The sequence below is a fragment of the Pseudomonas ceruminis genome (assembly GCF_021602025.1).
GTDB lineage: Bacteria > Pseudomonadota > Gammaproteobacteria > Pseudomonadales > Pseudomonadaceae > Aquipseudomonas > Aquipseudomonas ceruminis.
The window spans coordinates 41490-53612 of record NZ_BQHW01000019.1; the positions used below are offsets into that span (position 1 = coordinate 41490).

The 12123-nt window shown below is 62.8% G+C and carries 13 protein-coding genes; 7 read left to right on the top strand and 6 right to left on the bottom strand.

Annotated elements, in window-relative coordinates; translation table 11 throughout:
* Positions 1 to 39: 39 nt before the first annotated feature.
* From L6D80_RS20475 to purE, 4 genes are all read right to left on the bottom strand, one after another.
* Positions 40 to 573 carry a DUF3299 domain-containing protein gene (locus tag L6D80_RS20475; protein WP_176515827.1) on the bottom strand — a complete coding sequence of 178 codons (534 nt, stop codon included), beginning with the start codon at positions 571 to 573 and terminating at the stop codon, positions 40 to 42.
* Positions 574 to 619: 46 nt separating this feature from the next.
* A complete protein-coding gene (locus L6D80_RS20480) occupies positions 620 to 865 on the bottom strand; it encodes a GlsB/YeaQ/YmgE family stress response membrane protein (RefSeq protein WP_010955824.1) in 246 nt (81 codons plus the stop codon).
* Positions 866 to 962: 97 nt separating this feature from the next.
* Complete coding sequence (locus tag L6D80_RS20485; protein ID WP_054901276.1) at positions 963 to 2045, bottom strand: 5-(carboxyamino)imidazole ribonucleotide synthase; 1083 nt, start codon at positions 2043 to 2045, stop codon at positions 963 to 965.
* A 10-nt stretch (positions 2046 to 2055) separates the two neighbouring features.
* Positions 2056 to 2547 carry a 5-(carboxyamino)imidazole ribonucleotide mutase gene (gene purE / locus L6D80_RS20490; RefSeq protein ID WP_003253304.1) on the bottom strand — a complete coding sequence of 164 codons (492 nt, stop codon included), beginning with the start codon at positions 2545 to 2547 and terminating at the stop codon, positions 2056 to 2058.
* Here purE and L6D80_RS20495 point away from each other — a divergent pair.
* The gene (locus L6D80_RS20495) at positions 2522 to 3445 is read left to right on the top strand and encodes a hypothetical protein (protein ID WP_223849199.1); all 924 of its coding nucleotides are present in this window, start codon (positions 2522 to 2524) and stop codon (positions 3443 to 3445) included. The two genes, purE and L6D80_RS20495, sit on opposite strands and share 26 nt — an antisense overlap.
* On the opposite strand, the gene L6D80_RS20500 is transcribed toward L6D80_RS20495, so the two are convergent.
* Positions 3437 to 4354, bottom strand: a complete 918-nt coding sequence (locus tag L6D80_RS20500) for a LysR substrate-binding domain-containing protein (RefSeq protein WP_054901274.1) — start codon at positions 4352 to 4354, stop codon at positions 3437 to 3439. The genes L6D80_RS20495 and L6D80_RS20500 overlap by 9 nt on opposite strands.
* Positions 4355 to 4535: 181 nt before the next feature.
* On the opposite strand from L6D80_RS20500, the gene aspA reads away from it, so the two are divergent.
* The 4 genes from aspA to L6D80_RS20520 all read left to right on the top strand — a co-directional run bounded on the left by aspA (position 4536) and on the right by L6D80_RS20520 (position 9384).
* A complete protein-coding gene (gene aspA / locus L6D80_RS20505; RefSeq protein WP_054901349.1) occupies positions 4536 to 5960 on the top strand; it encodes an aspartate ammonia-lyase in 1425 nt (474 codons plus the stop codon).
* A gap of 181 nt (positions 5961 to 6141) precedes the next feature.
* A complete protein-coding gene (locus L6D80_RS20510) occupies positions 6142 to 7134 on the top strand; it encodes an AraC family transcriptional regulator (RefSeq protein WP_176515825.1) in 993 nt (330 codons plus the stop codon).
* Positions 7135 to 7237: 103 nt separating this feature from the next.
* A complete protein-coding gene (locus tag L6D80_RS20515) occupies positions 7238 to 8278 on the top strand; it encodes a histone deacetylase family protein (protein ID WP_176515823.1) in 1041 nt (346 codons plus the stop codon).
* Positions 8279 to 8280: 2 nt separating this feature from the next.
* Positions 8281 to 9384, top strand: coding sequence for a polyamine ABC transporter substrate-binding protein (locus tag L6D80_RS20520; RefSeq protein ID WP_176515822.1), 1104 nt, complete (start codon positions 8281 to 8283; stop codon positions 9382 to 9384).
* Positions 9385 to 9412: 28 nt separating this feature from the next.
* Here L6D80_RS20520 and pdxR read toward each other — a convergent pair whose 3' ends face one another.
* Entirely contained in the window at positions 9413 to 10942 is a 1530-nt protein-coding gene (gene pdxR, locus L6D80_RS20525) for a MocR-like pyridoxine biosynthesis transcription factor PdxR (protein WP_176515819.1), read from the bottom strand.
* Positions 10943 to 11032: 90 nt separating this feature from the next.
* On the opposite strand from pdxR, the gene L6D80_RS20530 reads away from it, so the two are divergent.
* The gene (locus L6D80_RS20530) at positions 11033 to 11662 is read left to right on the top strand and encodes an FMN-binding negative transcriptional regulator (RefSeq protein WP_054901269.1); all 630 of its coding nucleotides are present in this window, start codon (positions 11033 to 11035) and stop codon (positions 11660 to 11662) included.
* 11 nt (positions 11663 to 11673) lie between these two features.
* Positions 11674 to 12120 (top strand): GNAT family N-acetyltransferase, encoded by a 447-nt coding sequence (locus L6D80_RS20535; protein WP_054901268.1) that lies wholly within the window; start codon positions 11674 to 11676, stop codon positions 12118 to 12120.
* Positions 12121 to 12123: the final 3 nt, after the last annotated feature.

A 12123-nucleotide genomic window follows, 5' to 3' on the forward strand; every position in this document is an offset into this window, starting at 1 on the left:
CCTTCCACGCCTTTGCCGGCGACAGAGCCGGCACAGGCCTTACAGGTCAGCATCCTCCACCACCCTCACCTTCCCGGCATCCAGCGCGTAGGCTGCATCGGCCAGATCGTTGCTGACCTTCTCCACCTTCAACGTCCCACTGACCCACAGCGGCGTGTAGATGTCGTCGATTTTCAGCCCCTTCGGATAGCGCACCAGCACCAGTTGGTTAGGTGGCGGTGGCGGCACGTGGATGCAGGCGCCTGGGTAGGGCACCAGGAAGAACAAGGTGCTGTTGCCTTTGGCGTCGCTCTCCAGCGGCACCGGGTAACCGCCCAGGCGGATCTGCTTGCCGTTCATGGCCGCCACGGTCTTGGTCGAATACATCACCGCTGGCAGGCCCTTGCTTTGTTTCAGCTCGCCCTTGGCGGTAAAGGTGCCCAACGCCTCCGGCGAGTTGTGATCGATTTCGGGCATCTGCTCGAGGGCCTTCTGGTCCGACTTGGGCATCAGTTCGAGCCAGTCGGTCTCAGGCAGTTCGGCATGGGCCAGGGTGCTGGCCAGCAGCAGGGGAAGAAGGAAAAAAGCACGCATGAAATGCTCGGCAACTCGGATGAATTGCCGGCATTCTAACCAGTATTCAGCGTTTCTTGATGAATCCGTAGATCACCAGCAGCACCACTGCACCCACCAGCGCGCCGAAGAAGCCCGCCGCTTGGCCAGCCTGGTAGATCCCCAGTGCCTGGCCGCCGTAAGTGGCGAGCAGGGAGCCGGCAATGCCCAGCAGGATGGTCATGATCCAGCCCATGCTGTCGTCGCCCGGTTTGATGAAGCGGGCCAGCAGGCCGACGATGAGGCCGATGAAGATGGTTCCGATGATACCCATGGCAATCCCTCTGCAGTGAAGATAGAGCAAGCCAAAGCCTAGACAGCGCTTTGGCTTGTTGCCATGTTCAGAGGGCCAGCCGCTGGCAGAAGTTCGATCAGTTGCTGATCAGCGCCTCTACTTCGGCAATTTTGCCACGCAGGGTAGCCATGTCCTGGCACCGCAGGGTGGCATGGCCGACCTTGCGCCCGGCCTTGAAAGCCTTGCCATAGTGGTGCAGGTGGCAGTCGTCGATAGCCACGACCTTGTCCACCGCAGGCACTTGGCCGATGAAGTTGAGCATGGCGCTCTCACCGACCTTGGCCGTCGAGCCCAGCGGCAGGCCGGCGATGGCCCGCAGGTGGTTCTCGAACTGGCTGCACTCGGCACCTTCGATGGTCCAGTGCCCGGAGTTGTGCACACGCGGAGCGATTTCGTTGGCCTTCAGGCCACCGTCGACTTCGAAGAACTCGAAGGCCATCACACCGACATAGTCGAGTTGCTTGAGCACACGGCCAACATAGTCCTCGGCCAGTGCTTGCAGCGGGTGCGCATCGCTGGCGACCGACAGGCGCAGGATGCCGCTCTCGTGGGTGTTGTGCACCAGCGGGTAGAAGCGCGTCTCGCCGTTGCGAGCACGCACGGCCACCAACGACACCTCGCCGGTGAACGGCACAAAGCCTTCCAGCAGGCACGGCACGCTGCCGAGTTCGGCAAAGGTGCCTGCCACGTCTTCGGCCGTGCGCAGAACCTTCTGGCCCTTGCCGTCGTAACCCAGGGTGCGGGTCTTGAGCACGGCCGGCAGGCCGATGCTGGCCACCGCGGCATCGAGACCTTCCTGGGAAAGGATATCGGCGAAGGCTGGGGTCGGGATGCCCAGGTCGCGGAACATGCTCTTCTCGAACAGACGATCGCGCGCGATACGCAGCGCCTCGGCGCTCGGGTAGACCGGGACGAACTGCGAGAGGAAGGCCACGGTCTCGGCCGGGACGCTTTCGAATTCGAAGGTCACCAGGTCGACCTGGTCGGCCAGTTGGCGCAGGTGCTCCTGGTCACCGTAGTCGGCACGCAGGTGTTCGCCCAAGGGGGATGCGCAGGCGTCCGGGGCCGGGTCGAGGAAAGCGAAGTTCATGCCCAGCGGGGTGCCCGCCAGAGCCAGCATGCGGCCCAGCTGGCCGCCACCGATTACACCGATCTTCATGGGGTCAGCCTCAAGCCTGGCGTGGGTCAGGGTTATCCAGCACGGTGTCGGTCTGTTCCGTGCGGAACTGCTTGAGCGCGGCATGGTACTGCGGGTACTTGGCGCCCAGAATGCTTGCCGACAGCAGTGCGGCATTGACCGCGCCAGCGCGGCCGATGGCCAGCGTGGCAACCGGTACGCCGGCTGGCATCTGCACGATCGACAGCAGCGAGTCGACACCCGACAGCATCGACGACTGCACTGGCACGCCCAGCACCGGCAGGTGGGTCTTGGCGGCACACATGCCTGGCAGGTGGGCAGCGCCACCGGCGCCGGCGATGATCACCTCGATACCACGCCCTTCGGCCTCTTCAGCGTACTGGAACAGCAGATCCGGGGTGCGGTGGGCGGACACCACCTTCACTTCATAGGGAATGCCGAGTTTTTCCAGCATATCGGCGGTGTGGCTAAGGGTGGACCAATCGGACTTGGAGCCCATGATCACGCCAACCAGTGCACTCATCGTCGAGCCTCTCCTGCAAGCGCCTTCTGGCGCGCTAAAAGCAACAAGCCACGCAGGTGGACCGGCGTGGCTTGTCATACGGATTCTGAATCGACCGGGTCGGCCGAAGGCGCGGGATTGTAGCGTATTTCAAGGCAGCCCGCCCACCCCCATAAGCACATGTCGGATCAAAGGGCAAGCTGTCTCGCGGGACAACTTTTTCCAACTGCTCAAGCAGCGTCACAACCGTGACGATCGCGCCTTCATCTTCCGCTGCTTCTGGACCTTCGCCATGCTTAGACCTGTGCGCCTTGCACTACTTTTCAGCCTCTTGTTCAGCCTGCAACTGCCCAATGCGCTGGCGGCCAGATCACTTGTGGTGACGATTTATCTTCACGACGACCTGGCCGATATGCGCGAGGAACAACTGCACACGGATTACGTCCAGCACTGGCTCGATGAAATGCGCAACTTTACCCATCATCCGATCGAGGTGGTCATGCGGCGCAACGTGCAGGGAATCACCGATATCGATTACCAAAGCATGCCCTCCGGCCAGATACTCGACACCTTCACCCAGGAGATCGCCTACCTGGCCTCCAACCAGATGTTCTCTTTCCTGAACAAACACCTGCTGATGACGCGAAACCCCTACGACAAAAGCGGCCTGAACTACCTCGCAGGCCTGGCCCACTTCAAGCACAACACCGCCATCGCGTCGCTGAGCAGCTACAGCAGCGTCGCCCATGAAATAGGCCACATGCTTTCCGCCACACACGAAGACGCCGAACTCAAGTTCAATGGCTGGGTATGCGAAACCTACACCCATCCGCGTGTTCCGGCGCGCTCCCATTGCTACCGCTACAGCGACAGGAACCGAGCGAACATCAGTGATTACCTGAAATACAACTCAAACTGACACGTCGCCCTGTGTCGCGGCCGTTTCCAGCTTGCGCCACAACAAACGGACATTGGCCTTGCGCACCAGCGCACAGCGATACAGGCGGATCTCAAGTGGCACATGCCACTGGCTCGGGCCACAAATCACCAGCTCGCCGCGCTCCAGCTCACCCCGCATCGACAAGCGCGGCACCCACGCCACCCCCATCCCTTCGAGCGCCATGCTCTTGAGGCTGTCGGCCATGGCCGTCTCGTAGACCGTGGTGTAGCGCAGGTTGCGCTGGCGCAGCAGCAGGCTTACCGAGCGGCCGAGGAAGGCCCCTGCGCTATAGGCCAGCAACGGCACGCTGGCATCGCCCTCTAGGTCGAACATGGGCTTGCCATCGGCGCCCACGGCACATACCGGCAGCATTTCGGTGGTGCCCATGTGCAGTGACGGGAAGATCTCGGCGTCCATCTGCAAAGCGGCATCCGGGTCATAGAAGGCCAGCATCAGATCGCAACCGCCCTCGCGCAGGGCATGCACCGCATCGCCTACGTTGGTGGCGACCAGGCGCGTGGCGATGTTCAGGCCATCGTTGCGCAATTGGGCAACCCAGCGCGGGAAGAAGCCCGATGCCAACGAGTGTGCTGCGGCGACCTGAATCACCTCACCCTGCCCACCCTCAAGATGGTGCAAATGGCGCAGAACTTCGCTCAACTGGTCGACAACCGTGCGCGCAGTGACGAGAAACAGCTGCCCCGCCGCCGTCAGTTCGACTGGCGTGCGGGAACGATTCACCAACGTCAGGCCCAAGGCGGCTTCCAAGCTGCGGATGCGTCGACTGAAGGCGGGCTGCGTCACGAAACGCCGCTCCGCCGCCTGGGAAAAGCTGCGCGTGGCGGCCAGCGCGCTGAAGTCTTCAAGCCATTTGCTTTCAAGGTTCATGCACTACTCCAAAAGCGCGCACCAAAATGGAACGCGCTCGAATGTCAATTGGCGTCACATCAAACACTATGCCGTTTGTGCATAGGTTAGCGTGCAACAGCATTGGCCGCAAAATCCTCTTCGGGCCTAGGATTAGCGCCATTCCGGCATGTGCCGGGTCAAAATCGAGATGATATCCATCATGTCCTCCGCTGCATCGTTCCGCGTCGAAAAAGATCTGCTTGGTACCCTTGAAGTCCCTGCCGATGCCTACTACGGCATCCAGACCCTGCGCGCTGCCAACAACTTCCACCTCTCCGGTGTTCCGCTGTCGCACTACCCGAAACTGGTAGTCGGCCTGGCGATGGTCAAGCAGGCAGCTGCTGACGCCAACCGCGAGCTGGGGCACCTGAGCGATGCCAAGCATGCCGCCATCAGCGCAGCGTGCGGACGACTGATCAAAGGCGACTTCCACGAGCAGTTCGTGGTGGACATGATCCAGGGCGGTGCTGGTACTTCTACCAACATGAACGCCAACGAAGTCATCGCCAACATCGCGCTGGAGGCCATGGGCCACCAGAAGGGTGAGTACCAGTACCTGCACCCGAACAACGACGTGAACATGGCGCAGTCGACCAACGACGCCTACCCGACTGCCATCCGCCTGGGCCTGCTGCTGGGCCACGACGCCCTGCTGGCCAGCCTCGACAGCCTGATTCAGGCCTTCGCAGCCAAGGGCAAGGAATTCGACCACGTACTGAAGATGGGCCGTACCCAGCTGCAGGACGCCGTGCCGATGACCCTGGGTCAGGAATTCCGCGCCTTCGCCACCACCATGACCGAAGACCTGCAGCGCCTGCGCTCGCTGGCACCGGAACTGCTGACCGAAATCAACCTGGGCGGCACCGCCATCGGTACCGGCATCAACGCCGACCCGGGCTACCAGGCCCTGGCCGTACAGCGTCTGGCCACCATCAGCGGCCAGCCGCTGGTCGCCGCTGCCGACCTGATCGAAGCCACCTCCGACATGGGCGCCTTCGTGCTGTTCTCTGGCATGCTCAAGCGTACCGCCGTCAAGCTGTCGAAGATCTGCAACGACCTGCGCCTGTTGTCCAGCGGCCCACGCACCGGCATCAACGAAATCAACCTGCCAGCGCGCCAGCCCGGCAGCTCGATCATGCCAGGCAAGGTCAACCCGGTTATCCCGGAAGCCGTCAACCAAGTGGCCTTCGCCATCATGGGCAACGACCTGGCACTGACCGTCGCCGCCGAAGGTGGCCAGCTGCAGCTGAACGTGATGGAGCCGCTGATCGCCTACAAGATCTTCGACTCGATCCGCCTGCTCCAGCGCGCCATGGACATGCTGCGCGAGCACTGCATCGTCGGTATCACAGCCAACGAACAGCGCTGCCGTGAACTGGTCGAGCACTCGATCGGCCTGGTCACCGCCCTGAACCCGTACATCGGCTACGAAAACGCCACCCGTATCGCCCGCGTCGCTCTGGAAACCGGCCGCGGCGTGCTGGAACTGGTGCGCGAGGAACAGCTGCTGGACGAAGCGATGCTCAATGACATCCTGCGTCCGGAAAACATGATCGCTCCACGCCTGGTTCCGCTGAAGGCGTAACCCGGCCGCTGCAAACAGTCTCACCAGGTCGAGGGACTAGACACCTCTCAACCTTTCAAGGGCCCGAGCGCACGCTCCGGGCCCTTTTTTTACGCGCGTTTTTTGCCGCAGGCCCTTGGCTGCACGCTCCCGGCACACAACTTGCTCCATAATGCCTCCCAGCCCCACGGGATGACCGAGCATGCTGCATAGCCACCTGACCACCCTCAACGCGGTTTCGCTGATCCTCAACCTCTTCCAGGAAGACGGTTGCGAGGCCACCTCGTTGCTGGCCGGCAGCGGTATAGGCCCGGCAGACCTGGGGCATGCCGATGCGCGCATCACCACCCAGCAAGAGCTGCAGGTGTGCGCCAACGCCGTGGCGCGGCGCGAGGACATCGGCCTGGAACTGGGCCAGCGCATGCATGTGTCGTGCTACGGCATGCTTGGTTACGCCCTGCTCTCCAGTGCCACTTTGGGTGACGCCCTGCGTTTGGCACTGCAGTATCCGGCACTGCTGGGAACAGTCTTCCAACTGCGCCTGGTCGACGATGGCGAGCGTGTCTGGTTCAGCGCCAGCGAATACCACGACAGCCCCGCACTGGCAGCTTTCAATGCCGAGTTCTGCCTGGTTTCGCTGAAAGTCATCTGCGACGATTTGCTGGGCAGGCCCTTGCCGCTGCTGGGCGCCCGTTTCGAACATGCCCGGCCCGATTATCACGCGCGCTATAGCGGTGCATTTCAGTGCCCACTTGGCTTCGGGGCTGTCGACAACGCATTCGCCTTCGAGCGGCGCTGGCTGAGCACCCCGCTGCCGCTGGCCGACCCGATTACCCACAAGGCCATGAGCGAACGCTGCCGGCGCCTGAACCTGGAATTTACCGGCCGCCAGGCCTGGCTTGGGCGCATCCGCCAACTTCTGTTGCAGCAACTGGATGCCGCCCCGGGGCTCGAAGGCCTGGCCCGGCAGATGAACTGCTCCTCGCGTACGCTACGCCGGCACTTGCAGGCATTGGGTAGCAGCTATCAGCAACTGCTCGATGAACTGCGTTTCGAGCGGGCCAAGCAGTTGTTGGCCGATGAGCAGATGCCGATCTACCGCATCGCCGAGACACTGGGGTTTAGTGAGACGGCGAGCTTTCGCCATGCGTTCCAGCGTTGGAGCGGCGTGGCGCCCAGCCATTTCCGCGGCTGAGCTGTACTGGCCACATCGATCCCCTTTTGGCCGTTTGCGTCGTTCTCCACCTACGCGTAGCCCGTGAAAATGAGGCCACGCCAGTACCACCGGAGAACAACAAATGCTGACGATCTATTCCGATGATCACCGCCTGCACCACGGCCGCTGCGAGCTGATCGACGGCAAGCTGATGCCATGCTTCGAAATGCCCTCGCGCGCCGACCATGTGCTCGAGCAAGTGAAAAAACGCAACCTCGGCGAGGTCCGGGCCCCGACCGACTTCGGCCGAGCGCCGCTGCAGCGCATCCACAGCGCCGACTACCTCGACTTCTTCCAGGGCGCCTGGGAGCGCTGGGCCGCCCTGGGCCATGAGGGCGACCTGCTGCCCTTCACCTGGCCCGCCCGTACCCTGCGCCAGGTCAAGCCGACCGGCCTGCACGGCGAGCTGGGCTATTACAGCTTCGATGCCGGCGCCCCGATCACGGCAGGCACCTGGCAGGCTGCCTACAGTGCCGCGCAGGTCGCCCTCACGGCCCAGACTGCAATCCAGCAAGGCGCCCATTCGGCCTTCGCCCTGTGCCGCCCACCAGGGCACCATGCCGCCGCCGAAGTCATGGGTGGCTATTGCTACCTGAACAATGCCGCCATCGCCGCCCAGGCCTTCCTCGACCAGGGCCATGGCAAGGTCGCCATCCTCGATGTCGACTACCACCACGGTAACGGCACCCAGGACATCTTCTACCAGCGCAACGACGTGTTCTTCGCTTCGATCCACGGCGACCCACAGGCCGAATTCCCGTTCTTCCTCGGGTACGCCGACGAGACCGGTGAAGGGGCAGGCGAAGGCTGCAACATCAACTATCCGCTGCCAGCCGGCAGTGACTGGGCAGCCTGGAGCGCGGCTCTGGAAGACGCCTGCCAGCGCATCGCCGGCTACGATGCCGACGTGCTGGTGATCTCCCTGGGCGTGGACACCTTCAAGGACGACCCGATCTCGCAGTTCAAGCTGGACAGCCCGGACTACCTGGAAATGGGCAAGCGCATCGCCCAGCTGGGCAAGCCGACCTTGTTCGTGATGGAAGGCGGCTACGCTGTGGAAGAAATCGGTATCAACGCGGTCAACGTGCTGGAAGGCTTCCAGCGCGCCCAGCCAGGAGCCTGATCATGGTCCGACTCAAGCGTCTGCTCGCCCCGCTCATCGCTGCCACGCTGTTCACCGGTGCCCTCCACGCCCAGGCTGAACAGCGCACCCTGCGAGTGTACAACTGGTTCGACTACATCACCCCGCAGACCTTGACGGACTTTCAGAAGGACAGCGGCGTCAAGCTGATCTACGACATCTTCGACACCAACGAAGCGTTGGAGGCCAAGCTGCTCACCGGCAACTCCGGCTATGACGTGGTGGTGCCGTCCAACGTGTTCCTGGCCAAGCAGATCGAGGCCGGGGTGTTCCAACCGCTGGACCGCAGCAAGCTGCCGAACTGGCAGCACCTGGACCCGGCGCTGATGAAGCTGATCGAAGCCAACGACCCGGGCAACAAGTTCGCCGTGCCTTACATGTACGGCACCGTGCTGATCGGCTTCAACCCGGACAAGGTCAAGGCGGTGCTCGGCGACAGCGCGCCTGTGGACAGCTGGGACCTGATCTTCAAGGAAGAGAACATCGCCAAGCTCAAGCAGTGCGGCGTGGCGCTACTCGACTCGCCGTCGGAGATCCTACCGCTGGCTCTGAAGTACCTGGGCCTGGACCCTAACAGCGACAAGCCGGAGGACTACAAGAAAGCCGAAGCCCTGCTGCTGAAAATTCGCCCTTACATCACCTACTTCCATTCCTCCAAGTACATGGCAGACATCGCCAATGGCGACATCTGCGTGGCGGTGGGTTACAGCGGCAGCTTCTCGCAGGCCGCCAACCGCGCACGCGACGCCAAGAATGGGGTGGTGGTGGACATGCGCCTGCCCAAGGAGGGTGCGCCGATCTGGTTCGACATGCTGGCGATTCCAAAAAACGCGGCCAATCCCCAGGATGCCCATGCCTTCATCAACTACCTGCTGCGCCCTGAGGTGATTGCGCCCATCAGCGACTTCGTCGGCTATCCGAACCCGAACAAGGATGCGACCGAGAAGGTGAACCCGGCGATTCGCAACAACCCGAATCTGTACCCGACGGCCGAAGCGATGGCCACGCTGTACACCCTCAAGCCGCTGCCACGGGACGCCGAACGGGCGCGGACACGGGCGTGGACCCGAATCAAATCCGGGACCTGAACTGAACCCTGGGGCTGCTCTGCAGCCCCTACTTTCTCCAGGCCTTGCGCAAGCGCATCAACGCTTCGGCAATCGCGCCCTCCGGCACCGCCGCAAACCCCAACACCAGCCCTGCCCGCTTATCCACAGGCACTTCGCTGTCCTCCAGCCAGTAACTGCTCAACGGGTTGACCTCGACCCCGACCGCCTCCGCCGCCGCCACCAGCGCCTGCTCCCGTGCAAAGTTATCCACATCCACTTTCACATGCAGCCCGGCTGCCACCTCCGGCATCGCCCCTAGCCCTGGAACCTCCGTCGGCCACCCCGCCTTGAGCACATTGCGCCGGCTCAGCGCCGCCTTGCGCATGCGGCGTATATGCCGCTGGAAGTGCCCCTGCGCCATGAATTGCGCCATCACGCACTGCGTGGCGACTTCCGAATGCCTCACCGCCAGTGCACGCCCCTGACTGAAGGCTTGCACCAACCGCGGTGGCAGCACCAGATAGCCCAGGCGCAGGGCTGGGAAGGCGACCTTGCCGAAGGTGCCCACATACAACACCCGTCCCTGCTGGTCGAGCGCCGCCAACGGTGCCAAGGGCGCACCGCTGTAGCGGTACTCGCCATCGTAATCGTCCTCGATGATCCAGCCCTCGTTGCGCTCGGCCCACGCCAGCAACGCAAGGCGCCGGGCCAGGCTCATGGTGACCCCGGTAGGGTATTGGTGGGCAGGCGTGACATAGGCCAGCCGACAATCCGCCACCTGCTCTAGGCGCTGGCAATCCATGCCCTCCTCGTCCACCGCTACCCCCGTGACCTTGCCGCCTGCCACGGCAAAGGTGTGCCCGGCAGCGCGGTAACCTGGGTTTTCCACAGCCACAGCGTCACCAGGCTGCAGCAGCAGCTGTGCACAAAGGCTAATGGCCTGCTGTGCACCACTGGTGATCACAATTTGTTCAGCGGTACACGAAAGGCCGCGTGAGCGGCGCAGGTAGGCGGCGATCAGCTCGCGTAACCCCTGCTCCCCTGCAGGGTCGCCGTAGCCGAGTTGCGCAGGGTCTGGTTTGCGCCAGAAACCCGCCTGCAGCTTGGCCCAGACATCAAACGGGAACAGATCGAAGGCCGGAATTCCGACTCGAAAAGCCCGCGGTGCGCCACTTTTTGGCGGCGGCAGGTGGTTACTTTTCAGGCGTTCGAGCGGCTCGCTGGAGCGCGCCGGGGTGGATAAATCCTCAGTATATTTTGATGAAAATGTGGATAACCCTGTTGATAAGCCTAGGGATAACCCTGTGGATAGTTGTGTGGACAGTTTTGGCAGGCGACTCACATAGGTGCCATCGCCCACCCGGCTTTCGATGTAGCCCTCGGCGTACAGCTGATCGTACGCACGCACCACGCTGTTGCGGGACAACGCCAGTACCTTGGCCAAATCGCGGGTGGCCGGCAGGCGCGTGCCACTGCTCAGGCGCCCGTCCAACACCCGCGCACGCAAGGCTTGGTAGAGCTGCTGGCTGAGCCCCCTGCGACGGTCGAGCACAAGCCCGGCAGGATCGAATGGCAGTACAAGGGGACGTTCGCTCATGAAATTGGACCTGTAAAAACAGCCGATAATGGCTCTTACCCAGAACCAATAGCCTGCCTAGGATGGAGCCATTGGACAAGGAACCCCCGTATGTACAACAGCAAACCCCACCAGGAACACGACCTCGGGCGCTTGCACCAGCACATGCTTGAAACCCGCCTGGCCATGCTGGTCAGCCAAGGCGAGAACGGCCTGCTGGCTACGCACCTGCCGGTGCTGGTCGACCCAGAGGAAGGCGAATTCGGTACCGTCTATGCCCATCTGGCACGCGCCAATCGCCAATGGCAAGACCTGGAGCGTGGCGGCGAAGCGCTGCTGGTCTTTCCAGGCGCCGATGCTTATGTCAGCCCCAGCTACTACCCCAGCAAGGCCGACAACCCCAAGGTGGTGCCCACCTGGAATTACCTGGCGGTGCACGCCTACGGCCCCGTCGAAGTGATCCATGAAGCCGCCCCGCTGCTGGACATTGTCAGCCGCCTGACCGACCGGCATGAACAGGGCCGCAGCACGCCCTGGAAAGTCGCCGATGCCCCCCGCGACTACCTCGACGGCATGCTGCGCGCCATCGTCGGTATCCGCATGCCCATCGCCCGTCTGCAAGGCGCGCGCAAGCTCAGCCAGAACCGCTCGGCACAAGACATCGCCGGGGTGCGCGAGGGCCTGAGCAATAGCTCCGATTACCTGGACAACCAACTCGCGGCGCAGATGCGCCAACTGTGAAGGACAAGCCCATGCCCAGCGTTACCCTGCGCCCCGTTGGCGCCAACGACCATGCTGCCTGGCTCGCCCTGTGGCAAGCCTATCTGCGGTTCTACCAAACCGAGTTGCCCGATGCCGTCAGCGCCAGCACCTGGCAGCGCCTGCTCGACCCGAGCGAACCCACCTTTTCCGCCCTGGCCTGGGTCGAGGGCCAGGCAGTGGGCATGGTCAACTGGATCTATCATCGCTCCAACTGGAGCATCGAGAACTCCTGCTACCTGCAGGACCTGTATGTGGATAGCGCCCAGCGTGGCCTGGGCATCGGCCGCCAGCTGATCGAGCACGTGTATGCGACCGCCAAGGCTGCCGGGTGCATCAAGGTGCACTGGCTCACCCACGAGACCAACGCCACCGCCATCAGCCTGTATGAACAGGTTGCCGAGCGGCCAGGCTTCATTCAATTCCGCAAAGGGTTGTAGGCC